The sequence below is a fragment of the Paenibacillus marchantiae genome (assembly GCF_028771845.1).
GTDB classification, from domain to species: domain Bacteria; phylum Bacillota; class Bacilli; order Paenibacillales; family Paenibacillaceae; genus Paenibacillus; species Paenibacillus marchantiae.
Genome location: NZ_CP118270.1, coordinates 5135152 through 5154413, shown reverse-complemented (window position 1 = coordinate 5154413; position 19262 = coordinate 5135152). Strand labels below are relative to the sequence as shown.

At 40.4% G+C, this 19262-nt stretch carries 18 protein-coding genes; 10 read left to right on the top strand and 8 right to left on the bottom strand.

Going from position 1 to position 19262, the window contains the following annotated elements; genetic code table 11:
- Positions 1-31 precede the first annotated feature (31 nt).
- The 3 genes from PTQ21_RS23135 (at position 32) to PTQ21_RS23125 (ending at position 2923) form a co-directional block, all read left to right on the top strand.
- Positions 32-910 carry an RCC1 domain-containing protein gene (locus PTQ21_RS23135; RefSeq protein WP_274567301.1) on the top strand — a complete coding sequence of 293 codons (879 nt, stop codon included), beginning with the start codon at positions 32-34 and terminating at the stop codon, positions 908-910.
- 6 nt (positions 911-916) lie between these two features.
- Positions 917-1501 (top strand): LOG family protein, encoded by a 585-nt coding sequence (locus tag PTQ21_RS23130; RefSeq protein WP_072733167.1) that lies wholly within the window; start codon positions 917-919, stop codon positions 1499-1501.
- Between the two features lie 339 nt (positions 1502-1840).
- Positions 1841-2923 (top strand): ABC transporter substrate-binding protein, encoded by a 1083-nt coding sequence (locus PTQ21_RS23125; RefSeq protein WP_274567299.1) that lies wholly within the window; start codon positions 1841-1843, stop codon positions 2921-2923.
- A 209-nt stretch (positions 2924-3132) separates the two neighbouring features.
- Here PTQ21_RS23125 and PTQ21_RS23120 read toward each other — a convergent pair whose 3' ends face one another.
- Entirely contained in the window at positions 3133-4581 is a 1449-nt protein-coding gene (locus PTQ21_RS23120; RefSeq protein WP_274567297.1) for an amidohydrolase family protein, read from the bottom strand.
- Between the two features lie 203 nt (positions 4582-4784).
- Between PTQ21_RS23120 and PTQ21_RS23115 the strand changes: the two genes are divergently transcribed.
- Positions 4785-4910, top strand: coding sequence for a hypothetical protein (locus PTQ21_RS23115; protein WP_063562644.1), 126 nt, complete (start codon positions 4785-4787; stop codon positions 4908-4910).
- Positions 4911-5049: 139 nt separating this feature from the next.
- Here the strand turns inward: PTQ21_RS23115 and PTQ21_RS23110 are convergent, their stop codons facing one another.
- Together PTQ21_RS23110 and PTQ21_RS23105 are read right to left on the bottom strand one after the other, a co-directional pair.
- On the bottom strand, positions 5050-5913 hold the full coding sequence (locus PTQ21_RS23110) for a cupredoxin domain-containing protein (RefSeq protein WP_274567293.1): 864 nt from the start codon (positions 5911-5913) through the stop codon (positions 5050-5052).
- A gap of 246 nt (positions 5914-6159) precedes the next feature.
- Positions 6160-6699 (bottom strand): TetR/AcrR family transcriptional regulator, encoded by a 540-nt coding sequence (locus tag PTQ21_RS23105; protein WP_090806881.1) that lies wholly within the window; start codon positions 6697-6699, stop codon positions 6160-6162.
- A 124-nt stretch (positions 6700-6823) separates the two neighbouring features.
- On the opposite strand from PTQ21_RS23105, the gene PTQ21_RS23100 reads away from it, so the two are divergent.
- The 3 genes from PTQ21_RS23100 to arsC are packed head-to-tail and all read left to right on the top strand — an operon-like array spanning position 6824 to position 9025.
- On the top strand, positions 6824-7921 hold the full coding sequence (locus PTQ21_RS23100) for a lipocalin-like domain-containing protein (protein ID WP_090806879.1): 1098 nt from the start codon (positions 6824-6826) through the stop codon (positions 7919-7921).
- Positions 7922-7940: 19 nt separating this feature from the next.
- A complete protein-coding gene (locus PTQ21_RS23095) occupies positions 7941-8558 on the top strand; it encodes an NAD(P)H-dependent oxidoreductase (protein ID WP_079693805.1) in 618 nt (205 codons plus the stop codon).
- 47 nt (positions 8559-8605) lie between these two features.
- Positions 8606-9025 carry an arsenate reductase (thioredoxin) gene (gene arsC / locus PTQ21_RS23090; protein ID WP_274567291.1) on the top strand — a complete coding sequence of 140 codons (420 nt, stop codon included), beginning with the start codon at positions 8606-8608 and terminating at the stop codon, positions 9023-9025.
- A gap of 381 nt (positions 9026-9406) precedes the next feature.
- Here the strand turns inward: arsC and PTQ21_RS23085 are convergent, their stop codons facing one another.
- Positions 9407-10399 carry an AraC family transcriptional regulator gene (locus PTQ21_RS23085; RefSeq protein WP_079693803.1) on the bottom strand — a complete coding sequence of 331 codons (993 nt, stop codon included), beginning with the start codon at positions 10397-10399 and terminating at the stop codon, positions 9407-9409.
- 150 nt (positions 10400-10549) lie between these two features.
- Here PTQ21_RS23085 and PTQ21_RS23080 point away from each other — a divergent pair, with 150 nt between their 5' ends.
- From PTQ21_RS23080 to PTQ21_RS23070, 3 genes are all read left to right on the top strand, one after another.
- Entirely contained in the window at positions 10550-11929 is a 1380-nt protein-coding gene (locus PTQ21_RS23080) for a PTS transporter subunit EIIC (RefSeq protein ID WP_274567289.1), read from the top strand.
- 144 nt (positions 11930-12073) lie between these two features.
- Positions 12074-13537: a glycoside hydrolase family 1 protein gene (locus tag PTQ21_RS23075; RefSeq protein ID WP_274567288.1), complete on the top strand. Its 1464-nt coding sequence runs from the start codon at positions 12074-12076 to the stop codon at positions 13535-13537.
- 52 nt (positions 13538-13589) lie between these two features.
- Entirely contained in the window at positions 13590-14066 is a 477-nt protein-coding gene (locus PTQ21_RS23070; protein WP_274567286.1) for a PTS sugar transporter subunit IIA, read from the top strand.
- Between the two features lie 494 nt (positions 14067-14560).
- Here the strand turns inward: PTQ21_RS23070 and PTQ21_RS23065 are convergent, their stop codons facing one another.
- The 4 genes from PTQ21_RS23065 to PTQ21_RS23050 form a co-directional block, all read right to left on the bottom strand.
- Positions 14561-16075: a DHA2 family efflux MFS transporter permease subunit gene (locus tag PTQ21_RS23065; protein WP_063562635.1), complete on the bottom strand. Its 1515-nt coding sequence runs from the start codon at positions 16073-16075 to the stop codon at positions 14561-14563.
- 76 nt (positions 16076-16151) lie between these two features.
- Positions 16152-16766: a TetR/AcrR family transcriptional regulator gene (locus PTQ21_RS23060; protein ID WP_063562634.1), complete on the bottom strand. Its 615-nt coding sequence runs from the start codon at positions 16764-16766 to the stop codon at positions 16152-16154.
- A 709-nt stretch (positions 16767-17475) separates the two neighbouring features.
- Positions 17476-18453 (bottom strand): hypothetical protein, encoded by a 978-nt coding sequence (locus tag PTQ21_RS23055; RefSeq protein WP_269056486.1) that lies wholly within the window; start codon positions 18451-18453, stop codon positions 17476-17478.
- On the bottom strand, positions 18414-19022 hold the full coding sequence (locus tag PTQ21_RS23050) for an RNA polymerase sigma factor (RefSeq protein ID WP_240321261.1): 609 nt from the start codon (positions 19020-19022) through the stop codon (positions 18414-18416). Before PTQ21_RS23050 ends, PTQ21_RS23055 begins: the two co-directional genes overlap by 40 nt.
- Positions 19023-19262 lie beyond the last annotated feature (240 nt).

Below are 19262 nucleotides of genomic sequence, written 5' to 3'. Positions count from 1 at the left end.
GTTCAGGCAATTTATTTCAAGGAGGTAAAAGATGGGTTACACTTCGTCGATTGAAGCGGCATTAAAGGTGAAGCGCCCTAAATATACCGCTATAGCGGCGGGGCGACGTCATACCATTGGTCTTAGATCTGACGGAACGGTGACGGCAGTGGGTGATCATAAAGTTGGACAATGTGATGTAAACGGTTGGCGCGATATGGTGGCGGTAGCTGCTGGTAATGTTCACATGGCAACGAACACGGGTAATGCGCATACCATCGGCCTAACGTCTCGGGGCACTGTAGTGGCTGTGGGTTGGAATATACACGATCAATGCGAAGTCAACGACTGGCACGATATTGTAGCAATTGCTGCGGGGTGGCGTCGTACCGTTGGTCTTAAATCGGACGGCACAGTGATTGCAGTGGGACGAAATAATGAAGGCGAATGCGATGTAAGCAGCTGGCGTGATATGGTGGCGGTAGCGGCGGGTGACTGGCATACCGTCGGACTTAAATCAGACGGAACGGTGACGATTGTGGGCAATAATCAGTATGGCCAATGTGAAGTAAGCGGTTGGAGCGACATTGTCGAAGTAGCGGCAGGGTATCTTCATACCGTGGGGCTTACATCGGACGGTAAGGCGGTTGCCGTGGGTAGGAATAAACATGGCCAATGCGATACAAGCGACTGGGGTAATATTACGGCGATAGCGGTAGGAAGTAATCATACCATTGGCCTTAAATCGGATGGTACGGTTGTGGCTGTGGGGTTGAATAAGCATGAACAGTGCAATGTAGGGGGCTGGTGTGATATTGTGGCGGTAGCTGCGGGTTGTGCTCATACTCTTGGCATTAAATCAGACGGCACGGTGGTGGCTGTGGGGGATAATGAATATGGTCAATGTGATGTAAGCAGTTGGCGTGGCTAATTAACTATGGACGGGGGAATTGAATTGAAACGGATTGCGGTATATTGTGGTGCAAGTAAAGGTAACAATGCCATTTACGAGAAAGCTGCCGTTCAGATAGGTAACTGGATTGTTGACCAGGAACATGAACTAGTCTATGGTGGCGGAAAAGCAGGATTAATGGGAGTACTCGCTGATACTGTGATTCAACGTAGTGGCATTGTTACTGGGGTTATACCCACCTTTTTGCAAGCGAGAGAACTGGCCCATGAGCAGCTTAACAAAATCATTATTGTGTCTAATATGCATGAGAGAAAAGCTAAAATGATTGAACTTGCAGACTGCTATATTGCAATTCCAGGTGGACCAGGGACACTTGAAGAAATTACAGAGGTCATTTCGTGGGGGAGAATTGGGCAGCATGTCAATCCATGCATCTTCTACAATGTGAACGGATATTATGATCTGATTGGCCAATTCTATGACAAAATGGTCGAAGAAGGTTTCTTAACGAAAACAGATAGACAAAAGATACTTGTTACAGATTCTTTAGACGAAATTAACACTTTTATAAGTACTTATGTACCGCCTGATATTCGTCAATACAATTAATGTTTAATATCAGCGGCAATGTAACGAACGGATGAGTAGAAGGTTCGAAGACGGCACGTTCCGACTGGCACAATCGGTTAGGGCTCCATTGAAAGTCGCTATTATAGCGGCTTTTTTTGTTTTATCTGGATGTGCTACTAGAAACGGAAGATCTCGAGGGCATGGATAGTTGATCTGTCGTGGAAATTTCACCAATGGAATGTGGGGCTCTATAAATCGGAACTTCTTTATATGATAATAGTTATCATTCTCATTTACGTAGTTCGACATTTGCTGTATACTGACAATGACTATGATACATAATGGCCAAAAAGAAAAAGGAAAAGGGAGAGATTTTGAATGTTTTTACGAGTGAAAAAAGGAGCAATCCTTTGTTTAATTACTGCACTTGTTTTTGTGCTTGCAGCTTGCTCCAGTAGTAATGGCAGCAGCAAAGATGCAAACACTAGCTCACAGGGAGCAGTGACGGATACCGCTACGAATGCTTCAACAGATGAGCAAAAAACGGATGCGGATGCTACAGGCGCAGCTCAAACAACGTACCCATTTGTTGTGTCAAACTATACAACTGAAAACGGCACCTGGGTGGCAAAGGAACAAACCTTTGATAAGGCACCTGAACGAGTAGTTGCCAATACACAAGGTGCAGCAGAGTTATTGATTCGTCTTGGTTTGACTGACAAGATTGTTGGCGTAGCGGCGTTGTTTGGCAATGTACCTGATGATATTGCTGAAGATTTCAAAAAAATTCCTGTGTTATCTGAAGGTTATGTAGGTAAAGAAGTGACCATAGGTGCTTCACCTGATCTGGTTATGGGGCGTGGGGGATTGTTTGAAGATGCTGATTGGGGCGTTGGCACTGTAAACAGTCTGAATGAGATGAATATCAAAACATTTGTACAAAGTACCAGTGTTACTGACGCAAAATTAGATAATCTATATCAGGATATCACTGAGCTAGGTAAAATATTTAACGTACAAACGAATGCAGCGGCATATATCGATCAGCTCAAAGCACGGGAGAAAGCGTTATCGGCTCGAGCAAGCGCTGAAACGATCAATTATGCATCTTTCTTTGATAATGGTGATGGAACCATTGGAGTGTACAACGGAAATGGAGACACATTTATTGAAAGTGCAATGTCATTAATCAATATGCATAATATGCTGATTAACGAAGAAGGCACCCTCAGTTTGGAGAAGCTAATCGAGATCAATCCAGATGCCATGATTATTTCGAAATATGCCGGCGGTATTGATCCAGAACAAACGATTGAAAAGCTGCTAGCCAACAAGCAATTGCAAAGTATTAACGCGATTAAAAACAAGAAAATTTACGTTATCGATTTCAACAACTTCTGGGGTTACGGCGATTCTATCTTCACAGGAGTTGAAGCACTTGCAGATGATCTGAACTTGTAAGGGCACATGCGCTTGCTTGATTACCATGATCCGATAAATATCATGTTTATTTTAACGGCAGAACAGTAATTTACTGGGCTGTCGTTTTCATTTTAATATGATCAAAGTATCGAAACAGGATAAGGCCCTTCCTCTTCATATTCGGGAAGAGAAGGGCTTGTCCGCATTAATGATTAATGAAGGATGTTTTTATTGGCAGAAGACCCAGATTATTGTGTTTCCTCTTTCACATCGGCCACTTTTATCACGGGATAGGTTTGAACTGCATGGTCCAAAGTTTGTTTCTCCATCAGTTTCCCATCCAAGATAACGGCTGAGATGCTTGTCGTATTTCGGATATCCTCTAACGGATTCTTATCAAGAATTACGAGATCGGCAAGTTTTCCTTTTTCTACGGTGCCCAGTTCCTGCTCTCTTTCCAAATATCGTGCCGGATTCAACGTTGCTGACTGCAAGGCCTGGAGTGGGGTGAGGCCGCTTTTAACTAGCAATTCAAGTTCATCGTGCAAGGAAATGCCGTATATAAAGTTAGTCATTTCGTAACTGGAATCGGTGCCTGCAAGCATAGGCACGCCAGCATCATTTAACTTTTTGACCATGCCCGGCGTTAGGGAATTGATGGCCTCCATTAATTCCGTTTGTTCGGGAGGGGTTGCGCGAATCACTTCGGCCCATTGCTTCTGCACGGCCGTCGGTACGTATTTGGACCGCGGATCGATTTCGGTTTTGGCCATATTCAAATAGGTAACCATGGTCGGTACAGGCCAGACACCTTTTTCTTTGAATTTGCGGAACAGCTTGTTAGCCTTTACTGAATCATAAGATTGGGAAGCCGCGACCTCTGCGAGCGAATAACCAAGCAAATCACTCATGTCGGCATGTTTGAAAAGTTCATCCTCGATGCTCGAAGTGGCAATAAACAACCCGTGTAGGTGCTCTATGCTCTTAAATCCTAGCTGAACGGCTTCGCTGGCTCGAACCTCTACCGGCAAATGACCGACAACTGGCAAACCGTATTTTTGGGCTTCATCCATGACTGCTAGAAACAGAGGACGCGGCAACCAAGAGTACACTTTGATATGATCCGCGCCTTTTGCCACATTGAGACGTACAGCTTCCCGCGCTTGTTCCTCTGTGCTCAGGTAGAACATGTGTGGGGCTTCGTCAGCAGGACCTCCATTTAGAGTCGAACCTGCATAGAATAGACGTGGTGCAGGCATTCCGGCTTGAATACTCGTTTTCCATATATCGACGTTTGTCAGCGCCGCGCCCATCTCCCTTACTCCGGTTACACCATTAGCCAGAAAGAGAGGAAAAGCGTCTTTATAGTTATCTTCCAGATGGACATGCATGTCCCACAGACCGGGAATGATGTATTGGGCCTTAGCATTCCGTACTTGCGCGTAATCGGGAATGGCCGTTTGACTGCTACTTCCAATGTAACTGATCTTGTTATCCTTAATGATAATGGTCTGATCGCTGGCTAACTTTCCGGACCTTACATCTACAATCGTCGCATGCTCAAGCGCTAACGTCTGCCTTGTCGCAGGTTCAATGCTTGCATAACCGGTACCTGTAGCGCATGCTAACACAATCCAAAATGCCATGAACCCTACTATGTACTTCTTGAAGCTGCCCAATTCTCTCGTTAAACTCATTATTGTCCTCCTCATAGATATGAATGATATCAACCAATATATCTTCATTCTAGAGTGTGAATCCTGATTTTTTATTAATTCATTCTTACAAAAATCTTACGGTTGAAAGGGAAGAGGAAGCAGTAGCCTTTTTTATTTTTAGCCTTGTCAAATTAACAAATCCTGAATAATCTAACACATACCACAAAAGAGGGGGAAGAAACATGAGCGAAGTTGGATATGGAAATGTAGGCGGACTTGGTGGAGGATACGGTGGCTTCACGTCCGTTGGTGCAATTCTGGTATTGTTTATTCTGTTGGTTATCATCTCCAAAGCATTCTTAGTTTAATATTAAGCTTAGAATTTCCGCTGGCTTTCGCTGGCGGTTTTTTTTGTTATGTAAAGGTCAACAAAAGCAATTTAAATAGGGAACGTTGTGTCATGAGTAACTGACATAAAGTTCCCTATTATGATCCTACATTTCTCGCTTATACTACGGTGATCGTTCCATAATACATGTACATGCCACAATTGAAGTTGTACGTTCCAGGTTTCAGATCTTTTAGGGTAATGAAGTTATCTCCTTTTTCTAGATACACATCTATTCCTAAATCTTTAGACTGAACACTTCTTATACATGTATAACCTGAATGTTTTATAAAATTTATTTTCGTCGGAACGCCAGCTTTTACTTTAATATTTTCTTGACTAAAACCATCTGATTTTACGTCGACAGAAACAATCTGATATCCTGAATTTTCTTGAACAGAATTAGCTTGCTCACTCTGTGATTCTTGTGATTTAATTGCCGATGTATCATTCGGTTGAAATTGGTAAAATAACGTTGCACCCACAGCTACAATTCCAAAAGCTACAGTGAGTATACCTCCAATAAACGGCACACCAATTCCACTTTTATTTGTTTTAGCGCTATTATCCGTTTCTTGATTCGACAATTGAAGAGCAACGCTCAAAATAAAAATGAATAGGATGTCAACAAATATCATCATGATATAGGAAGGACCAATCATTACCCCGAGCATTGCGCCCATCATGCCACCCATGATTCCTGCCAACATACCATCCAAAGTTGCCAATATACTGATAGGTTTGCCTGTGAAGTATCCGGCTCCTAAGCCAAACAATATGGCGGCAATGGATGGGACTGTTAAATCACGAGGAAACACAATGCCTAATTGTACACCAAGTACAAGGCTGGACATCATGCCAATGGTCATAGCGATCATCATGCCAGGCATACCTGTAAGTCTTTCTTTTCGCTTATACGTTTTAAGAACAATGAATGCTGTAAACAGTACGACCATAACTATACTTAATATCGCTAATAACACAATCTTATTCCTCCTAATATCCATACAGTAATGATGGTAGTTATCTACTCATAACATTACGATCAAGATCATTCATCTCACTCATGTACTAATATATCAGAATTATCATAAGAACGTGACTATTGTCACAGACAAGTCAAAGGATTGTCGTAATAGTATGAAGATAAATTGACATTTTGTTGATATCTCTTTCTATAATCTATGTTTAGTTCTTAGTTAGAGTATGGTCTAACCTAAATATAAGTTTCACTCTATATCAAAAAAATCAAGTGTCATTTTGGCCATTTCTTCTTTTGACTCCGTACAACCGCGTATTATCCACTTTTTTAATATGCTCCATAACCCCGCAGCCACCATCGTTCTCATATAATCTTTTTCTATTTCGCTATGGTACTCATGCTTAGTACCTATGATATGCTCCATCGCTTCCAAGTAAAGAACGTATTGGTCGTTAAGAAGTCCAAATAATTGATTTTCGATTAAAATGTGCAGAAAAACGTTATGTTTCTCCCAAAATGTGAAATAGGCAAGGGGCATTTCATGAGGCCCTAAGTTTTTATCACTAATATATTCAAAAAAATCCTGAAACATTAAATCAATGATTTCGACGAGTACAGATTCCTTGGATGTGAAGTTGCGGTAAAAGGTTTTTCTTACTAGACCGGCTTTATCACACATCTCTGTTATCGTGATTGCGCTATAGGGTTTTTCCTGTAAAAGTTCAATTAAAGCATCACATAACCATTTCTTTGATCGTTGAGCAATAGGATTAACGCGAGTAGACATGTCACAAATCACCTCTAATGTGTAACCTCTGTCACACGTATTGACTGCTTTATAGACATCCAATTATAATCGAACCCAACAAGTTACACAAGTGTGACACTAATGGGAAGCGGAGGAATTTAGGATGAACAAGGTAGTGACTTTAGCACATACCTATGAAGATTACAAAAGATTAGGGATTAATAAAGAACCTGCCAATTGGGAAGATGGTATGAGAACAGATGGTCAAGCAGGTAGTTATGAGTGGTGGTATTTTGACGCCGAATTTACAGATGGTACTAAGATTGTGGTCGTGTTCTACACGAAGTATGAGTTCGACCTCAAAGGTGAGGCATGCCCAACAATAAGGTTTGATCTGACGATGCCGGATGGTAGAAACATTTCGAAAAAAATATCCGAAGAGAAAGGTAGTACAATCCGCGCTTCCAAAGAAACATGTGATGTGAAAATTGATAGAAGTAGTATCCAATACTCCAATGGGGATTATATAATCCATTTCGTTGACGATGACATTGAATATCGCTGTACCATGAAATCTATCGTGCCCATGTGGAGACCTAAAACAGGACATATATTTTTTGGAGAAAAACAAAAGGACTTCTTTGCATGGTTCGTTGCCCAGCCTTCTGCCGATCTGGAGGCCGTACTTACTGTAAATGGACAACGCCGTGAATTAGTTGGTAACGGATATCACGATCATAATTGGGGAAACGCAGAAATGAACAAGCTCATCAACCATTGGTACTGGTGCCGTGCTAATATTGGACCGTATACCGTGATATCTTGCGATATCATTGCGGAGAAAAAGTATGGTTATACACGCATGCCTATCATCATGATTGCTAAAGACGGTGTGATTCTGGAAGATCGTGAGGAGAACACGAGGATAGAACGAACGGATACGATTAAGCATCCCTTTACAAAGAAATTCATGGATAACCAATTGAAATTTATTCAGTCCTCTGGCAATAACACTTCTTATCAAATTGAGTATCATCGGGAAGCGGATATCGTTGCAAGTTCTCTATTGGAGGGCATGAAGCTTTCTTTACCGATGCGTGTGGCTGTAAAAGTCTTGAAAATAAATCCAACATACGTTCGTAGTATAGGGACAGTTAAGTTGACCGTCAATGAGAATGGGAAGCAAGAGGTACATCAGCAGGAAGGTCTCTGGGAACAGATGTTTTTTAGCAACATCAAAGACGCTATTATTTGTGAATAACAGGAGGGAAAAGAGTCCTATGAAAGTGCTTATTATATTTGACCATCCTTACACAGCTAATTCTTCTGAGAATGTTCCTCATCATAGAAGCTATTCAGCAGCATTATTGGCTTCGGTTACTAGAGGGCTTCAATCCAGTGGACACAATGTAGATCTCATTGACTTGCACGCAGATGGATTTAATCCTGTGATGTCAGGGGCAGAACTCTCGGCGTGGAGACAAAAGAAAACCCTTGATCCTCTGGTAAAAGATTATCAAAAAAGATTGCTTGCAGCGGATCATATAATCTTTATTTTCCCAATATGGTGGGAAGCGATGCCTGCATCAACGAAAGGCTTTTTGGATAAAGTGTTTGCCAAAGGAATCATTTATGAGGAACCTAAAAAAGGTAGGCCCTTTGTTAGCCAGTTAAAAAAGCTTAAGGGAGTATCGCTATTAACAGTAATGGCCACTCCAGGGTTCTTCTATAGATGGATATTTGGTAATCCCATAACTAAAATACTATTTCGTGGTACATTTCGGAAAATGGGGTTTCACAAGTTGAAATGGTATAACTATGCTGGTATGGATGGTCGTACACTAGAAGTTAGAACGAAAGCATTAGAAAAAACAGAGAAGCGCTTTGCATCATTCTAGTCGATAACTCGAAATTTATTTGCAAATTGCAAGTAATGATGATGAACATGAGCAAAAAAACACTTTATTTCCTATGCACAGGCAACTCGTGTCGGAGCCAAATGGCTGAAGGTTGGGCTAAGAAATACCTGAGTGAGGACTGGAACATTTATAGCGCAGGAATCGAAGCACACGGTTTGAATCCAAAAGCTGTGGAAGCGATGAACGAAGTAGGTATTGATATTTCGAGCCAAACTCCGGACATCATTGACTCCGAGCTACTGAACAGTGCAGATTTCGTCGTCACATTATGCGGGGATGCGGCAGATAAATGTCCAATGACCCCTCTACAAGTGAAGCGAGAACACTGGGGATTCGATGATCCCGCGAAAGCACAAGGTACAGAAGAAGAGAGATGGGCTGTATTCCAAAGGGTTCGTGACCAGATTGGGGAGCGCATGAAGACGTTCGCTGAAACAGGCAGATAACACAAACAGAGCTTTCCTGCAACTTAACATTATGGATCCAATACTTAGAGGGAGCAATAGCTGAGCGGGAATGGATTAAGAAGATTTAGAAAGCTTCGAATAACCACACCGTGATTATACCGTGGGAACCCAAAGAAGCCGTTAGTTATGACAGTTTAAAGAAGTGGACTGAAGTCTAGAGAGTGATGTGGTGGCAAGAGATTAACGCGAGTCATTAATGGAGGTTCAAACTGCTGTTAAACATAACGCAAAAAGCAAAGGGTACCACCGCTGGTCTGAACAGATCAGCGGCTTTTTTATTACATTTTAAATTCATGGGCAAGAATAGGATGCATAGACCATAGCTAATGATGTGGTCTCATACGTTTCTCTCCAAATCGGTTAACTATGAGCCTGGCGATAAGCTTTTGGCGTCATATTGTAAGTCACTCCGAATTTTTGATAAAACGAATTCAGGTTGCTGATTTGAACCTTCTCTGCAATTTCTTGAATCGATAATGAAGTATTAGCCAAGTAATAACAAGCTAACTTCAATTTCAAAGAAACCTGAAGTTCTTTGAAATTCTTTCCCGATTTTTCCTTGATAAGATAAGAAAGGTATTTCGGATGATAACCAAACTGTTTGGATAATGACGTTAAGGTGCAGTTCAAATATTCCTTTTCAATATAACGCAGGATATCCACTATATTGCCTGAAGAATCGTTGGATAACTGAATTTTCTGATTTTCGGAATCATCCTGATATATACGCAGTAGCTCTGTAAAAATAATCACCAGATACGAATTGATAATCTCACTTGAGTACATACGCAAGTCATAATACTCACAAAGCAAATCGGCAAACAAACGTTTAATTTTATGGTTACCTTTAGTACGGAAGATCAGAAAGTTATCATGATTTTGACTGTTGGATATGGCTGAAAGGATTAGGTTGGATACAATGCTTTGTTTAGCTAATCGGCTGAGGAAATTACTTGATAAAAATTGGTCACTCATACTGATATTGATGACAAGATCGTTTTCCCCGATCTTGTTCTTCATACGAATAACGTCTTTATCAAAAACACAAACATCACCCTCCTTTAACGTTATGGTTTTATCATCCACCACATACGTGCATTCTCCTGAGTATATATAGTTCATATTGACATTGGTATGAACGTAAAGAGGAACGCTAGTAAAGCGAGAGTCCTTACTAATGGCGATTCCGGTTTCAATGACATTTAGAGGTTTAAAGCGATAGACCATATGCCCCCGGACATCTACCTGAATCATATCTTGGTAGATCGGGCTTACCGCATCCGGATTAGCCAAATACTTTTTTTCACTATCGGTGTATGATTTTAGAAAAAAATCCAATTGGTTATAGTCCATATCACTCAACCTTACCTTTTGATATAGTATAGCTTTCTTTATGATATTGTTACCGCTTCCAAAGCCTTTTACAATTTAAGTGTATCACTGGTCATACATTTTCCGCAAATTGAAAAGTGATATTAAGTCAGGGAATAGGGGGAAGAAGATATGGACTACAAGCGTACAGGAAGTAACATCATAAAAGAAATCGGGGGCAGAGAGAATGTCAACCAGTTAACGCATTGCGCTACAAGATTACGTTTTACACTTCAAGATTCAGCTAAGGCAGATCAAGAGAAGATGAAGGCGATTCCTGGTGTCCTTGGTGTGGTTAACAGTGGTGGACAGTTCCAGGTTATCGTAGGACAAGAGGTGGCGCGAATATACAATGAGATCGTTCCATTGTTAAGCGATAACACTTCTGACCAGGAAGAGATCAAAACCGAAGATTCAAACGTCTCTGCAAGAAAAGAGTCTGTCATTTCGCGTTTGTTGGGTACGATTTCTGGGATTTTCACGCCCATACTGCCTGCTATCACTGGGGCTGCAATGCTCAAAACGCTTCTCATCATTTTAACGATGACTCATCTTATGTCCAAAGAAACACAAACCTATGCCATTCTTAACTTTGTTACAGATGCGGCTTTTTATTTCCTGCCGGTTATGCTGGCATTCTCGGCAGCAAACAAATTTAAGATGAATCCAATGATGGCTGTGTCCTTAGGCGGCGTTCTATTACACCCGAGTTTTGTGGCTATGGTAGAAGCCAAAGACCCTGTTTACTTTTTGGGGATACCCGTATCCTTGGTAAGCTATGGTTCATCCGTTATCCCGATTATTTTGGTGATTTGGGCTGCTTCTTATGTTGAACGGTTTGCGGATCGGGTAACCCCAAAATCAGTTCGTTTCTTTATGAAGCCGTTAATCACATTACTTGTAATGGCACCGGTTGCCCTAATTTTTATAGCTCCACTAGGTAACATCGTTGGAACATATGTTGCAGTGGGAATCAATTTTTTGAATAACCATCTCGTGTGGATTTTACCTTTCATTTTTGGTATTTTCGGGCCGGTATTTATCATGCTGGGTATGCATTACGCTGTTACCATACCCATTGTCATTCAATCCATTACAACCTATGGGTTCGATATGATTGGCGCCGGATTTCTGGTAGCTAACGTTGCACAAGGCGCAGCTGCATTTGCGGTGGCCAGACACGTCAAGAATGATCCGGATTTTAAAGTATTGGCTAATTCCGCAGCTTTTACCGCTCTCCTCGGCGTAACAGAGCCTGCCATTTACGGGGTGAATCTCAAACTGAAAAAACCATTTTATGCCGTACTGGTTGCCGGAGGAATTAGTGGATTATTTGTTGGCCTTATGGGAGTTAAGAGACTGGCGCTTGCACCGACTGGATTACTGACTCTGCCCATTTTTGCAGATCCAAATCATGCGATGAATCTTGTGTATGCAATTATCGGCGCCGTCATCAGTTTTGTACTGTCCTACTTCCTAACAACCGTACTGTTGAAAAAATCTAAACATTAGAATTACAATCTTACTTTTTGTTATTTTTATTTGATCTTTTGACATTGTTCGATCACCTTAAGTCTTTATATGATAAGGATGAGGGTTCTGGTTAAACCCCATTCAAAAATAGAAAAATGTAAATATTGATTGGAGGATATGAATATGAGAACAGGGTTTTCGGAAGATTTCTTATGGGGCGGGGCAATTTCAGCATCCCAAGCGGACGGTGCCTATGACGTGGGCGGAAAAGGTTTGGATACCCAAGACTTGCGTTATTTTGACAGCAACTGGACCAAAGAGGAGCGTGACCATCATCGTAACATCAACATGACTGGTGAGCGGTTCAAGCAAGCATTATTGGACAAAGATATGACCCATTACCCATTTCGCTGGGGAATTGATTTTTACAGCAACTATAAAGAGGATTTAAGATTGATGGAAGAATTAGGATTAAAAATCTTCCGGACATCCATTAACTGGGCTCGGATCTTCCCTAACGGTGATGATGCAGAGCCCAATGAGACAGGGATACAGTTTTACATTGATTTGTTTGATGAATGTCGCAAAAGAGGAATGAAAGTCTTTGCCACAATCCTGCATTACAATATTCCGGTTAACTTGGTTACGAAATACGGCGGCTGGAAAAACCGGCAAACCATCGAATTTTACTTGCGATATGCCAGAGTGCTGTTCGAAAGACTGGGAGATCGGGTGGATTATTGGCTGCCATTCAATGAGATCAATGCCGGCAAGTTTAACCCCTATAACGGTGTGTACTTGATAAAAGATCAGGAAGAAGACTATGAAAATGCAATTTACCAATGTCTACATCACCAATTCATAGCGAATGCCCTAACCGTTAAGCTGGCGCACGAGATCCTCCCGGGCTCTAAGGTAGGCGGCATGATTGCCCGTTTCACGACTTATCCTGCGACCTGTAAGCCGGAAGACGTAATGCAGTCTATTTTAGATGAACAATATGCCAACTATTTTTATACGGATATTATGGCGCGAGGCAAGTATCCCGCTTATATGGAACGTTACTTTAATGACAACGACATCAATATCCATAAAGAAGCGGATGACGATAATATTTTGCGGGAATACACTGTTGATTTCCTGAGTTTTTCTTACTATATGTCCATGGTAGCGACAACCGATAAAAACTGGGATCGAACCGGCGGGAACCTAGTGACAGGAAACAAAAATCCGTATCTAAAAGCAAGTGATTGGGGCTGGCAAATTGACCCGATTGGTCTGAGGGTTTCTTTAAACCAAATGTACGATCGTTATCAACTGCCCATCTTCATTGCGGAAAATGGAATAGGTGCCCTTGATGAATTGAATGAAGGCGAAATTCATGATTCTTACCGAATTGACTATCTCAAGGAACATTTCAAACAAATGAAAGAGGCTATTATTGATGGAGTTGAATTAATCGGCTACACGATGTGGGGGATTATTGATATTGTTTCCTGTGGTACGATCGAAATGAGGAAGCGTTACGGTGTAATCTACGTTGACCGGGATGACCGTGGACAGGGTACGAATAAACGGTATAAAAAGGATTCTTTTTATTGGTATCAAAATTGTATCAAAAGTAACGGTGAGCATTTAGAAGATTGAAGACAGTAATGGGATTAGAGGCAGACTTCTGCAAAGGAAAAGAGGAAACAACATGTTTGGATTTAAAAGAAAACAAGAACATACAATGGAGATTTTTTCCCCAATTCAAGGTACAACTCGTTCTTTGGATGAGGTAGAAGACGAAGCTTTTTCCAGCAGAGCGTTGGGCGACGGATTTGCAGTTGAACCTTCCGAAGGAAAAGTGACAGCGCCATTTTCGGGTAAGATTGCCCATATCATGGAGAAGAGCAAGCATGCACTCATTCTTGAGCACGATTCTGGTGTTCAAATTCTAATTCATGTCGGCATGAACACGGTATCTTTAAAAGGTGAAGGATTTACTGCTCATGTACAAACCGGAGATCGTGTCGTACAAGGTCAAGTGCTGCTTGAGTTTGATATTCCTTTAATCAAGAAGGCTGGATATGAACTATTGAGTCCAGTTATTGTTCCAAACGGCCAAGAAATAGTGAAAGAGGTACAGGTTTTAGGCAAGGGAGCAGACTTGATGATTGAGGTTAAGTATTGAAACCCAAGAAAAACTCTCTACAAGGAATTATACTTTCTTAAGAAGTAATCCAAACATTTTTTAAGTTTAAGAAACCTGTAGCCTATTAAACGGCTAAAGGTTTCTTATCGTTTAGTGGTTAAATGATGTGGTTCTCCATAATACTAATAGGACAAGCATGGACTTGATGAAGCTCTTTAGGTAGAGGAGGGGAAAGTAAGTTTTTATATCATATTTCTAATGATCGTTCGGTTTTTCTACCTGTAATAAAAGTGATGGCCCGTAGCCCAAAAAAGCTAATCACTAGTTTGATGGTTAATTCCATAAACATATTTATCTAACCTCCCCAATGAACAAATCATTGATAATATATACCCGGTCTATTGGATTGAAAACATACATAACATGTAAGTTTAGAGAAAAGAAAATGGAGCCTGCTATCCTTAAGATAGTAGGCCCCTAGTTATTATATTTCTTTGATATTGTCTGTATTTTTTTTGATCAAATGCTTTTAATTAATTTACTGCGGTTTTAGTTTTAGTGTTACCCTGCTGATTTTTTAAAGCCTCGACAGGTTCATCACTTACTTCCGCACGTTTAATGAAGAAAACTAATATTAATGCAACAATGTTAATTCCAAGTGCGATATAGAATGAATATTGAATTCCGGCTAGTAACGCTTCTTGGGTTAATAAAGCTTTATTGGCTGCTGTCAAAGTTGTTGGATCAACACCAGTCATTAAATCTTCAGCTTTTGTTTTTGTCACCGAGTTCATAATCGTAATCAGAATAGCCGTACCAATCGAACCGGACACTTGCTGAGCTGTATTGTTGACAGCTGTACCATGTGGATTTAAGCGTGTTGGCAATTGATTTAGGCCGTTTGTCATAATAGGCATCATCACCATTGCCATACCAAACATACGCAGAGTGTACACAAGGATAATATAAGTGTGAGTCGAGTCGATTTGTAGGTTTGCCAACATGTACGTTGAGATCGCTGTAATCGTAAGTCCGATTACGCCAAGAACACGTGGGCCGTATTTATCAAATAGTCTACCTGTAATAGGTGACATAATCCCCATGATTATCGCACCAGGCAACATCATTAAACCTGAATCAAGTGGTGTAATACCTCTTACGTTTTGTACGTATGCCGGTGTTAAAATCATTCCGGAGAACATCGCCACTGCGTTTACAATCGCAATAACAGAGCCAAGGGCAAACATCGGATACTTGTAAACCCGTAAATCCAATAATGGCGTCTCCATTTTCAATTGACGGACAACGAAGGAGATCAGAGCAATAGCTCCGACGATTAAAGTGATTAAGACAACTTGATCTGTCCAGCCATCTGAACTTGCAGAACTAAACCCATATAACAAACCACCAAAACCAATGGAAGATAATATGATCGAGAAATAGTCCAGTGTTGCATTTTTGTTTTGCTGCATTATATTTTTGGATTTCCAAATCCCTAATAGTAAACTAATGACGGCTAACGGTAAAATCATTTCGAAAAGCAAGCGCCAGTCATAATATTCTACAATGAAACCTGATAATGTTGGCCCGATTGCAGGGGCTGTAATCATAACTAATCCGAAAATACCCATTGCTGTTCCGCGTTTTTCGCGTGGGAAACTTACCAGCATAATATTCATTAACAGTGGTCCCATTACTGAAGAGCCTGCTGCTTGAACCATTCTTCCTGTAAGCAATATGCCAAAGTTTGGTGCAACGGCTGCTATGGCCGTACCTAAAGTGAAGATGGTCATGGAAGTAATAAACAAACTTCTATTGGAGAAACGTGTTAATAAAAATGCTGACGCCGGAATCAATATACCACTGACCAGCATATAGCCAGTAGAAAGCCACTGGATCGTGGAATAATCTTTAATGTTCAAATCCACCATGATGGATGGCAGCGCTACATTTAAGAGCGAGTTATTTAGAAATGAAACAAATGCACCAATAAAAAGAATCGCAATCATTAAATAGGGTGGTTTTTTTTCTTGTAAAGCTGAATCCATATATGTCTTTTCTCCTTTTTTACACTTCATTTAATCCCTTAGTCGTTTAAATATTTGTGTATAAACATCTATTTATTTAAATTTTTTTAAATCCTTTTTTCAGCAGTTCCATCTGCTCACCATAATTTTTTAAAGCTTCATCATAGGTTAAATCTTTTACGAATATTTGAATAAGGTTATCAAAGGTTACAGCTATAATGATTTTTAAAATATGCTGCAATTCTCGGTCCCCTTGTATATTTAAAGTTTCCGTATTCATTAACCCAATGATAGGTAAAAGATGGCTATCCCGATTTTCTTCATAAATGTTCTTCGTAAATGTTTTTTCCGTTTTATAATTCATATTTAAAAAGGCATTTCTAAAAAAGTTTTTGTGTTCTTGATTGGTGTGATTCTGAATCATAAATTGAAATGAATCGATAAAAGCTTCGAATATATCTCCGTTGTTCTCCTTTAAAGCTGCGATAAATCGGTCACTATTTTTTTGTGAGGACTGGTTCAACAGGTAATAATACAGATCCTCTTTTTCCTCAAAGTATTGATAAAAACTTCCTCTAGAGATCCCCGCGTCTTTGATGATATTGGCAATAGATGCTTCGTGTAATGGAACTCGAGAAAATTCCCTTTTAGCACATTGAATTAACGTGTCCTGTTTATCTTTCGATAAGTGAAAAAATGTTTTTTTGGGCAAATATGATCCTCCAATCCTAATAAGTGACACCGTGTCACAATTGCTGATTAATGAATTATATATGACACTTGTGTCACAAGTCAACAATAAAAATGACACAGTGTCATATGTGGAAAAGGCACCTCATGATGCATGGGCTCGGAATCCGACGTTTCGTATAAAAATTCAACCTTGGAACTGGAAACACCGCAATAATCGGCTATTCCCACATTGAGCAGGAGTATGAGTTAACGGCTACGAGTGGGGATTAAAGCCCGCATTTCCGTGACTAGCGTGGACGTTTACGATTCCTACTTTATTGAAATTATAAAGGTATTTCAATAAAGTTGAAGAATACCCTATTAGAGATAGAATATTAATTTTAGAAGGGGAATGAAATGATTAAACGGCTTAGTAAGAATATACCGATATGGTTTCTTTTTGTAGGGATAGTGGTATTTATTCTATTGTGTATTAATTTTATTGAAATGAATACTAGAATTAATATGCTTGCATTGGTAATTTTAAATATTGCTAATACAATTCGATTGTGGAAGAATGAACGTCAGTCAGCAATGATGTTTTTATTGCTGGGTGTTTTGTGTACGTTCTTTCTTATCAGGTCTTTAATTTTATATTGATTCCGAAGATTGGGAATTATTCATTCATAATATAAGGGTAGTTAAAAAAGCCGATAAACACAACAGCTTCTGTGTGTTTATCGGCTTTCTTATGATGTTCCTTTTCTTAGTAACTCTCCGGCCAATTGTAAAAATTGTGCTTTGGTTAATTCTTTGTCCCCAAAGCTGGAAAGTGTGTAATATGCATCTTGCTCTTCATTGTACCAGTTTAGGTAATGATAACTTACGGCATTTTTTTTCATATTGTTATAGACAACTTCCGTTCCGGCGACTAAAATTTTGTCCGTTGAATTCTCTTTCTCCTGCTCTACAACCATATTTCCTCCATTCATGAGGATGACAGAAATTCCGATATGGGCCTTTCCTTTTGAATATATTCCGCTAATGCTTAAAGGCTCTGACCATGGTACGGTCTTCATGAACACCTTTTGCCCTGAAGAAGATTTGGCAGCTTGAACTCTAAGATCACTATATACTTTCTGGTAATAGGAGTCTTTCTTTTGCACATCAATTGTTGGAAACTTTGGGTTTATCTTTCCGTACTCGAAGGAATAGCCCATGGCGGTTAGAGGCAGGTTAGGAGCTCCTGTACGTTTGATTTCCTTCAAGAAGTCGGAGTACGAAGTGATTTGCTGTTCTTTATACTCAAAACGTAGTCCAAGCTCTGTAATTTCTGAAATTCTGTCGCTTTTCACAAAAAAAGCGATTAATTCCCCCGGCTTAGCAAAGTCCTGTACCTGGGCAGCAGAATAATCATATACGTTTGCCGTGCCAGTAGCAGGTTCATCCGAAGCAACATGTTGGACCTTAACGACCCCGTCACGAGTAATGAGCTGGATGTATTCCGAAGCGGCATAAGCGCTGACTGAGATTAGCAAAATGAGGGCGAGCATACCACCCATTGCAACTGTGCTTCTCGTTGTTTTTTTCAAGACCGAATGACGGCGGCCTTCAATTAAAGAGATTCTGCGCATTACCTGGCAGGTGACGTCGATTTCAGGCATCCTCTCGTTGCTCAATGCTTGTTTTAAATCTTGGTATTCATGGGCAACTCTGTTTCGTTCCAAACGAATTCCTCCTTCAATTTCATGGATTTCCGAATCTTCTGCTGGATCCGTTTCATTCTCTTTACAAGCGCATTAGGGTTGACCTTCAAAATGGTGCCGATCTCCGCGAAAGTCTTGTCTTCAAACACCCGAAGTATAAGCAAGTTTCGTTCCTCCAGTGATAATCGAGACAGTGCTGCAGCCCATAGAGGCTTGTACAATATATTATCCAGCTCCTGTTCGTAGCTTATTACAACGGATTCTAAGGAAATAATCTTCAATACATTAAGATAAATACGGCGTCTTCGCAGCAGATTCAGGCAATGATGATAGGCGATCCGATACAGCCAAGCCGAAAAATGATTCTCTTTCTTGTATTGATGCAGCGATTGATAGGCTTTGACCAATACATCCTGTACGGCGTCTTCAGCGTCTTGTCTGTTGCCCAGCAAACGGTAGCAATAGCGGAAAATCGGCTGTTGAAATATCTTGATGATCGCTTCATATTCGTTTGTATTTCCTTGTTGAATGTTGGAGATAAGCGTTTCCACTTCTTCTGAGTTAATGTATTCCTGCGGCGATGCCAACACCTCCTTGACCTTTTATCCCTATAACACTTGAAGACAAAGAAAAGTGCCTCCGAAAAATGATTTTGTTTTCTTATATTTATTCTAGATTTTAGTGGGGAAAAAACGTTAAATTCGTGTATAAGCCGAGCGGCTTAAGTCATATAAACAGAGGACGACACATTGTGGAGAGAAGCCATTCTATTAGTATGATCGGATTTAGTATGGAGATGTTTATTTTAGCCATGGGTGTTATATAACATA